Origin of the sequence: Microcoleus sp. A6-C6, from assembly GCF_036705955.1 — a bacterium.
Taxonomy (GTDB): domain Bacteria; phylum Cyanobacteriota; class Cyanobacteriia; order Cyanobacteriales; family Microcoleaceae; genus Microcoleus.
Window position 1 is genome coordinate 82,033 of record NZ_JAUBVR010000003.1, and the last position, 15,192, is coordinate 97,224.

The window sequence follows — 15,192 nt, forward strand, 5'->3', positions numbered from 1 at the left end:
ATTAGCAAACAGTCGATCGCCCGTGCGGTCGTTGCTGAGTGTGTCGATATCTCGATCGGCATAAGCCAAGGTAATATTCTTGATAAGTATGTGGGTACATATAAACATTAGATTCGGAGTTTCAAACCGCTGGAGTCAGATCATCGGAAATTGGTAGTGACCTGGTTTGTTTCGCCGATCTTTATCAACCTACATATTAGTCTCGCCTATTTCTGCGATGCTGCCATCCGCGATCGCACGGAATTTATGTTCTGCATATTTTCCCAAACGGCCGGCAGGCCCGTAATTACCGATCGATCCTGTATCCTGGCATTAACATCGCTCAAGATTCTGTGGAAGATGGCGGTTTTTTCCCAGAATTCCGAATATTAATAATCTTGTTGAGGGCATCGAACCAAAAACTAGCTCCCATTGAAATAGCTACGCCGCTCAATATCCAACCAAACAATTTTGCGATCAAAGCCGGCAACAATAAATTACCCTGCGCGTCTATTTCTAACCTGTTCGGTTCGCTCCATCCAAAAGGCAGAGCTACATTATCCAAAGCTCGATCGACATCCTGCTGAACTTGGCTCAGACCGGTTAAATTATCTAATTTAGTCTTAGCGTTTTTTTCCACCAACTGCTGAGCATACAAATTGACAGTCGATCGCAGCATCGAATCCTTCGACAACCGATTAACAATATGAATGCTATCAGCATTAACGGTAATCGCGATCGCAGTTCCCAGCAAAATCGCCACCCCTCTAGAATTCCGCTTGTAAACCCCCGAAGCGCGCTCCATCGATTGGTCAAACCAAACTTCAATTTCTTGCTGAAACCGCTGCAACTGGTCTTGAGTATCTCCGCCACCTGTTTCAGCGCGCTGAGCTAAAATATAAAGACTGCGTTTCAAAGATTCTGGCATACTGTCCAAGGTTTCTTGAATTTGCTTGTAAATCGGACTCTCCTCTCTCTCATCCATAATTTGTGCTACCGTCTCCTGAGTTTTGCTAACTTTCCTCACAGTATTTAACAGATTACTCAAACTGGGTTGCAGTTGCGCCCGCAGCGCCGCCCGCTCAAATTCGCTATCAAAACTCGCCTTAACAAAAGCCATCTGTCTCTGAAATTCTCTCCCTCCCAGCTCGGTTTCTGGCAGATAAACCTGAGAATCATTAATATAAAATCCCAACTTTTCCGACATCCGATCTAAACTGTTGTTCAAACTTCCCAAATCGTTTTTATAATCTTCAACAACTCGATTGAACTCCGCAGTCAGCCAGCCAAATTCTTGTTCAATAATCGGTTTAGTAGACTCCGGCAGATTCAGACCCTCTCCAATCACTTGAATTTGTGCCAACTGTAAATCTTTAAATCTTTCCAGTCTACTTTTAGAGAGCGATTCCACCAAACGAGAAATTTTTAAAGTATCCAAAAGGCTCGCAGCAAAACTATCTGCTGGAATATAAGAAGGCCCACTTGATTTATTACCAAAAATATTTTTAGTCCCAGTGATTTGGAGGAAAAAATGCCCCAAACGGTGCGTAATAGAGCGGAATCCCTCTGGTAAAAGTCCTTTCGCTCCCTGATTCAAATCCTTGATGATTGGATTGGCGTAAATTGAATTAGCCAACTGTCCGACTCGCTGAAATTGCACCGAATCTTTCGCGCCTTCGCTGCCTCCAGAAATCAGCACTTCGATCGACTTCTTTAAATGTTCCGCCCGCCACTGCAAAACAGTAGCAATCAATTCCTGAATTTCGGAAGCTAGCAAGCTTAATGTCAGGTAGATAAACACTAAGCCAATGATAATATCTATAATTACAGGCAAGTTCATGGTATTTCCCCGATCGCAAATAACTGCTGTCTAAGTTTACCTTCTCTTTGGGACGCTAAAAACTCTCTTAAGTTATGTCAGAAATCTTTCCATTCCCAGACCGCAAACCGAAAACTCGCTTCAATGACAGCTTGACAGACAAACTGTGGATGCTGGCTTTGCTGTTGGCTGCGGTGCTAATTTTTGGGCTGAATCTGGGCGGCGTGGCGTTGCGGGATTGGGATGAAGGGATTGCAGCCCAGGTAAGCCGGGAAATTTGGCGCGGCAATTTAAATTGGCTGTATCCAACGATCGGCTCCGTGCCTTATTTGAACAAGCCGCCGCTGGTACACTGGCTGATCGGGCTGTGTTTTGGCGCCGGCGGTGTCAGCGAATTGACGGCGAGGTTGGTACCGGCGATGCTGACAGCGGCTTCAGTGCCCCTGCTTTACGCCATTGGGCGGGAGTTGTATCCGCAGCGCTCGATCGCCATTTTTTCGGCTCTCGTTTACCTAACGCTGCTTCCGGTAGTGCGGCACGGACGTTTGGCGATGTTAGACGGAGCAGTTTTGTGTTTTTTGCTCGTCTCGATGTGGTGTTTGGTGCGATCGCGCCGCGACTTGCGCTACGCCTTGGGGGCGGGGATCGGGTTCGGGCTCATTTGCCTAACTAAGGGCGTGATGTTGGGGCTGTTGCTGGGCGCGATCGGCTTTATTTTCCTGGTTTGGGATACCCCGCGACTCCTCACTTCTGGGTATCTTTGGGGCGGATTGGCGATCGGAACTTTCCCCGTAGCTGGTTGGTATTTTGCCCAATGGCTGCACTACGGCCAAGATTTCATCAACGCTAATTTACTTAACCAATCTTTCCGACGCATTTGGGAAACATTAGGAAATCACGAAGGCCCGCCCTGGTATTATCTTTTAGAAATTTTAGAATCAGCTTGGCCGTGGCAGTTATTTTATCTGCAAGGGCTGTATTTGAGTTGGGAAAATCGCAATTTTCCTGGGCCAAAATTAGTATTAGTTTGGACGGGAGTATATCTGCTCGCTATTTCTGTGATGAATACCAAATTGCCTTGGTATGTTTTACCAGTTTATCCAGCTTTTGCTCTAGCTGTTGGCAGCTATCTCGCTGAAGTTTGGGAGCAAATGTGGCTACCGGAAGAGCAGATCAAAGATGAAGCAGAAGAACATTTTAATGCTATATCTTTGTTACCTCATCCCGCGATTTTTGGAATAATAGCAGTAGTTGCTGTCGTCGGTTGTGTGTACTTCAGCGGCTTGCTAAGGCTGGGCGGACAAATTGTGTCTCCCCAGCGAGATTTGCAATTAATAATGATGTTTTTAGCTTTGACAATGACACTGGCTGGCGTATTACTGCACCGCAAAGATCGACAGTTTTTATTGGTTTTAATTTGGGGAACTTACGTCACGCTGTTAGTATTTGTGGCTTCTGATAACTGGGTTTGGGAACTAGCGGAGGATTATCCAGTTAAGCCGATCGCCGAAATTGTCCGCCAAGGAACCCCAGTCGGTCAGGAAATCTTCACCTCTCATAAATTACCTCGTCCGTCGCTGAATTTTTATAGTGAAAGACAAGTGATTGTCGCCGACGGGCTGACACTTAAAGAGAAATGGCAATCTCTCCCGCAACCTTATTTTCTGTTGGAAAAACCTGTGTTAAAACATTTAGCTTTGGAGAATGCTGAGGTTGTGAAAACAGCGGACGATTGGGTTTTAGTCACTAGAAAATAAGTGCAGCAATGAGAGTTAATATAGCCCAATATACTTCAATACGGTTCACTTAAGAAAGATCCACCCTAACCCCCTTAAAAAGGGGGGGACAAGAATGCCCTCAAAGTCCCCCGACTATCCGGGGGATTTAGGGGGATCTCCGGGGGTATAAATAGTGTTAAATGAACCGTATTGCAATATACTTGGGTGAGCGCTATATGTCATTGCGCTCTCGTATAGCGAACCAATCGCCTGGACTATGGCGCAATAAGCTTGGGTTAGCTAAGCGTGTCCGACCTCGCAATGACAGTGAGATTGCTTCGTTCCTGGCAATGACAGTGAGATTGCGATGCAAACGGACATGATCTAACAGCTAACAATCAACAGCTTGCTGTTCTATTTTTAACGCCGCTGCGACTCTTTGATATTCCGCCTCAACCTGTTGTAAAAGCCCGCAGGAGTGCCCAGATAAAGGCTGGTTCGCATTTGTCCCCATCCGGCCCATGATTTCGAGTTCCTCGCACAACTCAAACAAGCGAAAAGCACCGAGAGTTCCGCTAATCGATTTCAAGGAGTGAGCCGATCGCCTTAAAGCTAGCGGATCGGCATTGCTCAGGGCCACAGAGATGCCTCGCAGCAGTTGGGGAGCTGTTTCGAGGTAAATGTCGATCACCTCCTCCAAAGCTTCCACATCTCGCAGTCCTTCTATAATCTTGGGATTCAGGCAATCGCCAGTTTTTGGTAAAGCCCGATCGACATTTGATACATCACACGCGACAACTGCGGGCGAATTGGGCATTGTCAGTTGTTGATTTTCCGCAATAGCCCCGTGCGATCGCGATTTACACGCGCTCAAAGCTCGTACCAACTCCTCAATGGCGATCGGCTTACTCAAATAATCGTCCATCCCCGCAGCCATGCACTCTTCGCGATCGCCCTGCATCGCATTTGCCGTCATCGCCACAATCCAAGGGCTCGTCGATTTTAGATTTTGGATTTTGGATTTTGGATTGTTAGATTGTTCGTCAGTTTCAGAAACTTCTGATTCTCCCGTGGGATTTTCTGAGGTAAAATCCTCTAAAAATTGCTCGCGGATGCGGCGGGTAGCTTCCAAACCGTCCATTTCCGGCATTTGCACATCCATCAGCACCACATCGTAAGGTTGGCGGCGCAAAGCTTCCAGCACTTCGATACCGTTTCCTGCCACATCCGCGCGATACCCCATCCGCTGCAAAATTTGCAAAGCTACCTTCTGATTCACCAAATGATCGTCAGCCAGCAGAATCCGCAGAGGTAAGTTATCCGCCAGTAGGGGTATGCTTTGCAAGAAAGGCTTATTGGTGTGCTGTACTCTAATTTCAGTTGCCTGTTTGCCAAAAATATTGATTAAAACATTGTAAAGCTGAGATTGTTTGATCGGCTTGTTCAAAAAAGCAGCAAAATCTACCTCGATCGCAGGGGTGTTAATTTCTTGTCTGCCGATCGAAGTTAGCATCACTAACGGCAACTTTTGGCGATCGGGATACTGGCGAATTTGGGCAGCTAAATCCAACCCGTCCATTCCCGGCATTTGCATATCCAAAATTGCCAAGTCAAACTCTTCTTTGGCAGCGATCCAATCTAAAGCCAAACGAGCCGAAGCTGAAGCCCTAGGCACCATTCCCCAAGATTGAGCTTGCAGAGTCAAAATTTGGCGGTTGGTAGCATTGTCATCCACAATTAAGACTCGCTTACCAGCTAATTCTGGTTGAGAATTGCTCAAGTTAACTGGTAATGAACTATTGGAGCCAGAAACAATCGTGCTGAAATAAAAGGTAGAGCCTACTGATTTGGGATTTTGGTCGATCGGCTGGTTGCTGAGTACAGATTTGCCAGAGCAATATTTTTCAGCAATTTCACAAGATTCTCCCCATTCCAAATCAAAAACTGCCGCTTGAAAATCTGCGGGAGGATTGCCCGCAATACAACCCATACTTTCCACCCACATCCTGCCGCCCATCATTTCTGCCAAACGCTTGCTAATTGCCAAACCTAATCCGGTGCCGCCGTAGTGCCGGCTCGTTGAAGAATCAACCTGGCTGAAAGATTTAAACAGTCGATCCATGCGATCGCCCGGAATGCCGATACCAGTATCTTTAACCGCAAATTGTATTTCGTATAGTTGGTTAATTTCTCGTGGTTCGCCATTAATTTCGGGCGGTTCTTGATCGTCGATCATGGACAATGCAAGCTTTTTGGCTGTCACCGAAAGCACCACTTCTCCTGCTTGGGTAAATTTCACAGCATTGCTGAGCAAGTTGATTAAAATTTGCCTCAAGCGGGCGCTGTCGCCGATCGCCGTTGGTGGTACGGAGCGATCGATCAAGTAACCCAATTCCAGTTTTTTTTCTGCCGCCTTGGTAGCTACCAAGTCGAGAGATTCCTCAATGCAAGTGCGGATGTCAAACGGATGTTCCTCCAAGTCCAATTTGCCCGACTCAATTTTCGAGAAATCTAGAATATCGTTGATCAGCGTCAGCAAAGCATCGCCGCTGCTGCGGATAGTTTCTACAAAATCACACTGTTCGCGAGTTAAGCTCGTATCTAGCAGTAAACCAGTCATGCCGATGACTCCATTCATCGGAGTGCGAATTTCGTGGCTCATGGTGGCTAAAAATTCACTTTTTGCTCTGGTAGCCGCCAGTGCTTCGTCGCGAGCTTTTGCCAAATCTACGCCTGTTTGCTGGTGTTCTAGTTCGCTTCCTACCCACTGAGCCATCAGTTTCACCAACTCTCTGTCTACAACTCGGAATGGTTCTGTTAGAGGAGTCTGAGCAAAGAAGCATAGAGTGCCGTAAACTTCACCTGCCACCGTGACGGGAATGCCCATATAAGCTTCGATATTGAAGGCAGGAACGCCCGTATTTAAGGACAAACCCGAAAACCTCACCGACTCAAAGTACATCGGTTCTGTTGACATTGCCGTAGCCACGCAGAAGGTTTTTTCCAAATCGTAGATTTCTGATTTGGCGATCGACTCATCGGGACATTCAACAGCCATTATTTGATAGTTGTCGCCTTGAATGCGGGACAAAATTCCCACGGACAGGTTTAGCTGTCGGCATCCCATTCCCAGCAGTTCTTGGAGGCGCAAATCAAACGTAGAAAGGATGCCCTGGGGGTCTGTACGGGGAGCCGAAATCACTTGGTACAAAGTTTTAATGGCAGCTTCGCTTTCTCGCAGTTCTTGCTCTGTTTGCTTCCGCAGGCTGATGTCGCGGGAAACGCCGATAATTTCTTGTACGGAGCCAGTTTGGGGATCGCGGATCGTGCGGCTGGTGGTTTCAAACCAAATGTATTTGCCGTCTTTGTGGCGGATGCGGTAGCTAAGGGTGTAAGTAACTGGGAGCGCCAGGACTTGCGAGTGAGCTTTGGCGATGCTTTCTAAATCGTCGGGGTGAAAATAATCGCTGGGGAGGTGGCCGATCAGTTCTGAAGGTTCGTATCCCAGCAAAGCTTGGCTGGCTGGCGAGACGTAAACAAATACGCCTTTGGGGTTGTGTCTGGTGATCATGTCGGTTGAGTTTTCTGCCATCAACCGATAGCGGTTTTCGCTCTCCTTATGTTCGACTTGAGAATTGCCCAATGCTTCTAGCATCTGGTTGATGGTGTCGGCCAAGCTGCTGAGTTCATCGCCTCCTGGCATTTGAACGCGCAAGTCGGGATCGCCGTTGGCTGCGATGTTGCTGACGCTAGTGCTCAAGTCCGCCAATCTCGCCAAGACTAATTTTTCTAGCAACAGCAGGGCGATCGCGCTAAATATTACACCTACTGCCAATATCGAGAAGGTAAAGAGTTCTAAAGTAGCCTGACCTTGGCGAGAGATTACTCGGTCTACTTCTACTCGCAGCAGCAGCGCTAGCTTGCCCCGGATGTCGCGAATCAGCGCGTATCCTGCGACTACGCTGTCGCTGAGCGGCTCAACTAAAATTTCTACTGATTTGAGGTTGGAAATTTTTAGTTTGAGATTTTCCAAATCCTGGCTTGAGCTAGCGAGTGCTTTAGCGCCTGGGCCTGAGTAGTTCGTGGCTCCCACTTTAAAATCTAAACTCGGCAATCTAAAATCCACTGACAGGTGAGTCAGTTTTGAAAGCAAACCGATTTCGGTGTTGTCGAGGTAGCGTGCCAGGATCAGCGTCCCCCGTGGCGGGCCGATCGCGTTGCTGTTGACGATCGGCTTTGAGGCAATTAGCAGTCTAGCTTCTGGCAGAGTCAGGACACCTGTTTTGGCGGTTGGGCGATCGGCAGAACCTGTCTGTGACTCTAGCAGCGCCTCGGTCAAGTGCTGTTTTAAGCTTGCCGGAATCGGGATTTCGGTTTGGGATTTCAGGTCGAAACCTTTGCTGAAGATGGTCTTGCCGTTGGAGTCCAGCAGCACCAATAAGTTTAGCCTCAAGTAAACAAATGTCAAATCGACAAAATTTGACTTGACAAAATCCTGGTTCCGTGTATTGACAAAAGAGTAAGTGTCATCCCACTCGGCGTAATCTTGAGCGCTGGTGTCTAAATTCGACAAATCGTCATCTAGCGCGTCCAAAGCCCGCGCCACATCCTGGCGGACGTACTGTGCCTCCAGGTTGTTAAAATCGTGCAGCAAAATGGTTGATGCAGTGGCATAGAGAACCACAATCAGGCTGATCAGGGCTGCACCGATGATTAATAGTGTTTTTTTACGGAGTTGCATGGCGTCGGCCTCCTCACGGTGCTACTAGGCAACTAGCCTGGGGAGGTTGGAGACGTAGGTTGTTTTGTTTAGCATTGGCGATCGCAGGGCCTGCGTATTTTGACTGTTGTGGGCGGATTTGGAAAAGCCCTTGGTCTGACGGGGTATCCGGTATGTCGCTCTCACATCAGTGTAATATTTTCACAGCTCTAGTCATCTATTATGCACAACCTGTAAACTCTCCTTCATCACCTAAATATCAATATTTTCTCAGATTCAACAAAATAGTGGAAAATAATTAAAATTTGATACTGTCGTATATTCGTGACAGGCGGGTGGTTTTACAGATGATGGGTAGAGTCCCAATTATTGCTGTTGCTGGGAGAGATTTTTTGCTTTTTTAAAAAGATAGAAAATAGAAAATGCTTAATTTTCTATTTTCTATCTGCGAGCCAATGTTTACTTCTAAGTTTTGAATTTGCAACTAGAGTGAAGCCAGCCGCGCTGCAAGAACCTCAATATAATGTTCGCTGTTGTGTTCTTCGAGCGCCAATTTATAACCGCATCTTGCTTGGGCTTGGGCTTCCTGGGGATTGTTTAATAGCTTTTGGATCGCCTCGCGCAAACCTTTAGCATCCCCTGAATTAACCACTGTAGCGATACCAGGATGTGCAAGATAATCAGCCAACCCTTGAGTTTTCGTCACCACCACCGGCCTTTGACAGGCCATCGCCTCTAACATCGAAGTCAACCCAGCACAGAACTTATTCTCTGTAACGGTGACAGCAACTAGATCGGCATCGCGGTAGAGTTGCACCAAATCAGGCCAAGAATAGAATTTGTGTGACATATTTGCTGGCAAAGTTTCTGGGAAAGCCTTGGCCATTGCGATCGCATCCTTCGAGAAACCGCTAATCTTCACATCAACATCAAGATCAGCCGTCGCTTCCGCCAGGAGTCGATAGTCCCGCTTTTCCAGGCCCACACTAGCAATAATTGGGCGTTGCTGATTAGACGTTGAAACACCAGGGGTGAAAAAAGCTGTATCTGTCTGTTCTGGTAACATCAACAGACGACTTTCAGACACTCCCAAATTACGGAGGAAATCTAACTGAAGGCTGGCATTACTTACAAACAAGTCAATCTTGTCGGCCAATCGAAACAGTTTCATCACCAATCGGCCTCGTGGTCGATCTATATTATGGAAAAATACAGCAATTTTTGGTCGATTACGCTTAGCCCCGCAAAGTATTGCGATGGGAATACCCACATCTTCGCCAGTGCAGAAGATCGTATCATTGCTATCAAGTTGCTCAGACAGTTGGCGGGCTAGAGCCCAATTTTCCGGGCGACTAGACATTTTAGATCGTATTTTGTCGAACAATGACACCGGATGGCCTGACGGTTGATGGATAGTTGCCCCTAGTCGCTGGCTGATTCCCCACATCACATGGCGCGGAGAAAGGCCAACTTCAGCATCGTGGGCGATACTCTCTAGATTGATCGGGCGACCTAACGCTAAATGGTACATAAAATAAAATTTTAACCTGTCTAGACTATTATTCTATAAGGATAGTCCACACAGGTTAAAATTCTTAGCCTGAAACACTCTATTTTCCGTTTGTAGCTCGATTCTAGAATCGCCTTGAAACACTTATAGCCTTTGGATCTCTCATCTGAGGTACTATCCGGCATAGGGCTATGGGCATAGACCTCCGTGGGCATAATAGGGCTATGGGCCTACCTCACCACGCTTGAGAACCGCTATATTCTCTGGTTTCCCATTAACAACTGTCCGAAATATTGTTACCGGATTACGGCTAAAGCACCAGCACCTGCTGCTGCTACGGCCGAAGTAAGAGCGGTAAAAAACAGCCACCAAGAAGCAACTTCCGCTGCTTTCCGGGTTTCTTCTGCTTGTTTTTCAGCTTGAAGTTTGATGCTTTCAAGGCGAAGCTGGGCTTCTTGCTGCAAGCGTTCTGCTCTTTGCAACACTCTATTGCGGGTGACTTCAATTTGGTCGATCAAGCGGTTAGCATCGGCTTCGGAAATGTCCTCGCGGGAACTAATAAGGGCTACTAAAGTATCGCGGTTGAAATGACCTAGCCGATCGCGCAAAGCATCAAATCCGGCTTGCGGATCGTCAAATAATTGGCGCACGTCCCGCGTAATCCCTTCATAATTTAGTTCAGGGCGATCGAGCGAATTGAGGTAATCCCGAACTTTTCCGAGAATCCCGTCAATTACCGACTGAATGCCCTCCTGAATTTTCTGGATTTGCTGTGCGAATTGGTCGCGCACCGACAAAATTTGATCGACAATGCGAGCAGCTTCTGCTTCCGAAATATCCTGCCGCTGAGACAGCAGAGAAATCATAGTCTCTCGATCGATGTGCGACAGACGCTCGCCCAAGCTGTAAGCGCCGACTTTTGGGTCATGCAGCAGCAGTTGCAAGTCGCGTTTGATGGCTTCGGGATTTAATTCATCCTTGCCCGTATTTCGCAAATAATCATCTAAAACGCTCTGAAAATCCTGCACTTGGGTTTGCACCCGCTTCGCCAAACGGCGAGGCGCTTTCACGATCGACCCCAGAGTTTCCTGCACTTGGTCGATAATTTGATTGACCTGTTCCTCAGTCAAATCTTGTCTCTGAGAAAGCAGTTTTACCAAAGTATCGCGATCGACCTGAGACAGGCGGCCGCGCAGCGCTAAAGCCCCTTCTTTGGGATTTTCCATCAGTTTCGTCAAATCGCGCTGAATCCCTTCAGGATTGAGTTCTGATTTGCCAGTATTGCGGAGGTAATCTGCCAGGGCGGTGGTCGTTTGGTCGTACTGATCCTTAGCTTTTTCTGCCAGTTGTTGCGGTGCTTGGAGCGCGCTGTGCCAAGTTTCCTCGGCGCTGTCGAGAAGCTCGTTTACTTGGTTTTCGTTAAGGTCTTTCCGCTGAGATAGCAATTTTACCAAAGTTTCGCGATCGAACCGAGAAGCTCTAGCTTTAAGCGCCCACATTCCCGCTTCTGGGTTGTCCAGCAGCGTTTTGAAATCGCGCTTGATGCCTTCGGGATTGAGTTCTGATTGGCCCGTAGACTGCAAGTATTCTTGTACTTTTTGCCACTGATTGTCTAGTCGGACTTGGGCGGCTTCTTGCAGGCCTTTAGCATCTGCTAAAGCGACATCTCGCGTCCTGTCCAACTCGTTGACAATCTGTTCTACTTCCTGGAAGCCGAAGTTTTCGCGGCCTCTCAGGATTTGCACAAAACTGTCGCGGGTGTAAGGAGAAAGCCGATCGCGCAACTGTTCGTAACTTGCATCGGAATCATCTAAGATTTTTTTGAAATCGCTCCCGATACCTGCTGCTGTCAGTTCCTCTTTCGGTGTCACCTTCAAATAAGTTTCCACCCGCCACTGCAAATCGCGAGCTTTTTCTTGCTCCTCGGCAAAGATCACAGTTTGCAAAACTCGCTGTCTAATTCCTTCTAATTCCTGGGAAATTTCTTTAATTTTGTCTTGGGTAAAAACGCCGCGACTTGCCAAAATTTCTGCAAAATTCGACTGTTTGAGTTTTTCTAATTCGCGGCGTACAGTTCCCGGATCGGCCGTAGGATCGTAGAGCACGTCACGAAATTCGCGCTCGATCGCCTGCGGGTTCATTTGCCACGAATAAGTGTTGAGCAAGTAGTTTTCTACATCGGCGCGGATCGGGCTGTAAATTTCTGGTTCGCCTTTGACTTGAGCCGTAACTTTATCAGCTTGCTGGCTAACTTTATTTTTAGCTGTTTTGAGCTGACCGACTACTTTTTCAACATCGAAGTCGGAAATATCCGTGCGGCCCAAAACTATTCCCATTAAAGCATTGACTGCCATTGTCGTTGCTTGGGACTTCATGGTCGAGCTTTGTCCTGAATTTTGACCGCCCAGATTGCCGAGAACTTTTTCTACCCTACTTGTCAGCGTCTCTGAGAGCAAATCTCCTGATTTGGCTGATTTGAGATAGTCGATCAATTGGGCGATGCCATCTGATTTCTGGCCTTGTGTTCCTACTTGTTTCCAAGCATCTTGGAGTTGGTCTACAATCCGGTTGACATCGCGTTTTGATAAGTCCGATCGCGAACTTACTAAATCTACGAGAGTTTGGCGATCGAGATTCGGCAAATTTTCGCCCGCAATGGTTTTGAGTTGCGGATCGTTGAGTAATTTTTCAAACTCGCCGCGCATCGCTTTGATGTCTAATTCCGGCGGTTTGAGGCTTTGAATGTAATCTTCGACGTTTTCCCGCAAGCTTGTGGGGTCGATCGCGCTACCGAGTTCGTGTCCCACTGCGGCGGCTGCTGCTTTGGCTGTGGCCACTACTTGGTTGCTAGCTGCTTGCGCGCCGAGGGCTGCGGCTGCGGTGCCGAAAATCGCTTGAACGCCGGATGTCGCGGTGTTGACGACGGAACCGATCAGGGAACCCACGGTGGTGGAGCTCACCCAGACGAGAAGTGAGAAATAGGCAGCCCAGACAACTAAACCGACGATCGCACCTAAACCGGGACTGCTAATCAAGCTAAGCTTAACTGCTAGCAAGCAAGCGAAGAATAGGGCGACGGTGACGGTGATTAGCGTCCAAGTGCCGACTTTGCTGCCGATGTGGCGGACTGGGGAGCTGCTGCTATCCGAGCGGTGTTCGTCATCGTGGGATTGTCCGATATAGGAAAGACCCGCAGCTACTGATAAATTTGTTAACAACAGTTGGAAAGCGCAGGCTAGAACGACTCCAGCGATTAGGGCGATAAAAAATTGCGGCCCGGAATAGAGGAGTGCTGTTTGTTCTACTGTGCTTGTAGTTGTAGTCTGTTCTACAGGGACTTGAGCCAGCAAGAACCCGATGTTATACATTTCTGGATTTATTGGCAAATTTTGATACATAGTATATGCCTCGTTAAAGGGTGGGTGCGCGCGATCGTTGGCGCGAGTTGACTAATTTATAGTTTGAGATTCGTGCCCCCAATGGCAAGCATCGCCTTATTGACGAGCTAAAGCATCCCCCTACAGTTGGAATTGTACAAATATGTCTGCGGACTACTATCACTTTAGGCAGATTTATGGTATGTCAGTTTTGTTTAATTGGTCAACTAGACTTGTTTTTAACGCAATACAGTTCACTTAAGATTGTCCGAAGAGAGGAACGAAGCAATCGCAGTATTTATACCCCGGAGATCCCCCTAAATCCCCCTTAAGAAGGGGGACTTTGAGAAGAGTCTTGTCCCCCCCTTCTTAAGGGGGGTTAGGGGGGATCTGGCCTTAGTCGCCACACATAAGACCGGCACTACGTTTGACATTTTTGTTAACACTAATTGCCATTGCCGTGTCCGGCCCCGGAGGAAACGGCATTGCCGTATCCCTACCTTTCAGGTATTATTTGAGATTCAAACAACTCGGAAATCGCTAACACCAATTAGGCTGGCATTGACTCCAGTCAAAGAAGCAACTAATTCTCCACTTCCCTTCAACTTAATCAGCGCACTGTTATTGTCCTGAGTTATTTCTAACTGATTAAAACTCAAGCCTCCAGACAATCCGAGTAAATCTTTACCCTTGACAAAATCAGCAATCAAGTCAAATCCCAGATTAGGATTTAACACAAAAGTGTCATTTCCCAAACCGCCAACTAAACTGTTATTACCCGAACCTCCAAACAAAATATCATCACCTTCGCAACCGAGAAGCGTATCGTTACCTAAGTCTCCATAAATCGAATCGTTGCCCTTACCGCCATCGATTAAATCGTTACCTTGGCCGCCATAAATGACGTTATCTAACTCACCGCCGCACAAAGTATCATCTCCCAGTTGTCCGAAGAGAGTATCATTACCTTGACTGCCGAGCATTAAATCATCTCCTTTGCCACCGTAAATTAAGTCATTTCCTTTACCGCCGTCGATAAAATCATTGCCTTCATTGCCAAAGATTAAATCATCATCTTCTTTGCCGTTAATTAAATCATTGCCCAGATTTCCATAGATAACATCCTCACCCAAACCACCAAGAATGATATCGTTTTCTTTGCCGCCAAACAGGATATCGTCTCCTTGATTGCCATCAATGAAATCATTGCCTTCATTGCCATTGAAAATATCCTTTAACTCACCGCCAAACAAGTTATCGTTGCCTTGTTTAGCATCGAAGATATTAGGGTTGTTGCTGCCAAAATATGCGTCATTTTTGGGAGTACCAATTAGCAAACCACCACCATTGATAACGTTATCAATTTGTTGGTTTGGTTGGTTAAGGTTGGGATACTCAATTTTGTCGCAAATGCAGTTTGTATCCTCTTGGTTAACAGGCGTTGGAGTCGGTACTGGTGCAGGCGTTGGAGTCGGTACTGGTGCAGGCGTTGGAGTTGGTACTGGTGCAGGCGTTGGAGTTGGCGCGGGTGCAGGGGTTGGTGTCGGTAAAGGTACAGGGTTTGATACCCGTGCAGGCGTTGGTGTTGGCGTGGGTGCAGGCGTTGGTGTTGGCGTGGGTGCAGGCGTTGGTGTTGGCGTGGGTGTAGCTGTAACTGATGCCGAAATTGGGAAATTAAAGGGATTTTCATCGCTGTCATTATTGACAAATTGCAACGTACCTGTTTTATTTCCGGCTGTGGCTGTATCGACTTGAACTTGGAAAGTTGTACTACCGCCTGCTGTGACTGTTGGGGGTAAGTTTCCGGCTAAGCTAAATCCTGTGGGTAAAGTTAGGCTGCTGAGATTTAAAACTGCTGTACCGAGATTGTTTACGGTAAAGGTTTTGTTGAGAGTTGCACCGATTAATCCACTGCCAAAATTAATCGCACTTGTTGTACCATCAGCTATATCCGTTGTGCCGTCTAATACTTGGATTTCTGGTAATGGTGTGGCTGTAACTGATGCCGAAATTGGGAAATTAAAGGGATTTTCATCGCTGTCATTATTGACAAATTGCAACGTACCTGT

Annotated in this window: 6 protein-coding genes; 1 reads left to right on the forward strand and 5 read right to left on the reverse strand. The window is 47.2% G+C overall.

The window, feature by feature from the left end; genetic code table 11:
• Positions 1–322 precede the first annotated feature (322 nt).
• Positions 323–1,819: a hypothetical protein gene (locus QUB52_RS02755; protein WP_265235767.1), complete on the reverse strand. Its 1,497-nt coding sequence runs from the start codon at positions 1,817–1,819 to the stop codon at positions 323–325.
• Positions 1,820–1,893: 74 nt separating this feature from the next.
• On the opposite strand from QUB52_RS02755, the gene QUB52_RS02760 reads away from it, so the two are divergent.
• Positions 1,894–3,555 carry an ArnT family glycosyltransferase gene (locus QUB52_RS02760; protein ID WP_332965683.1) on the forward strand — a complete coding sequence of 554 codons (1,662 nt, stop codon included), beginning with the start codon at positions 1,894–1,896 and terminating at the stop codon, positions 3,553–3,555.
• A gap of 352 nt (positions 3,556–3,907) precedes the next feature.
• Here QUB52_RS02760 and QUB52_RS02765 read toward each other — a convergent pair whose 3' ends face one another.
• The 4 genes from QUB52_RS02765 to QUB52_RS02780 form a co-directional block, all read right to left on the reverse strand.
• On the reverse strand, positions 3,908–8,257 hold the full coding sequence (locus QUB52_RS02765) for a response regulator (RefSeq protein ID WP_332972360.1): 4,350 nt from the start codon (positions 8,255–8,257) through the stop codon (positions 3,908–3,910).
• Positions 8,258–8,720: 463 nt separating this feature from the next.
• Complete coding sequence (locus QUB52_RS02770; RefSeq protein WP_332972361.1) at positions 8,721–9,767, reverse strand: glycosyltransferase family 4 protein; 1,047 nt, start codon at positions 9,765–9,767, stop codon at positions 8,721–8,723.
• 275 nt (positions 9,768–10,042) lie between these two features.
• Entirely contained in the window at positions 10,043–13,144 is a 3,102-nt protein-coding gene (locus QUB52_RS02775; RefSeq protein WP_332972362.1) for an MFS transporter, read from the reverse strand.
• 500 nt (positions 13,145–13,644) lie between these two features.
• Positions 13,645–15,192 (reverse strand): choice-of-anchor D domain-containing protein (locus tag QUB52_RS02780; RefSeq protein WP_332976108.1); only part of this gene is annotated, 1,548 nt, incomplete at its 5' end.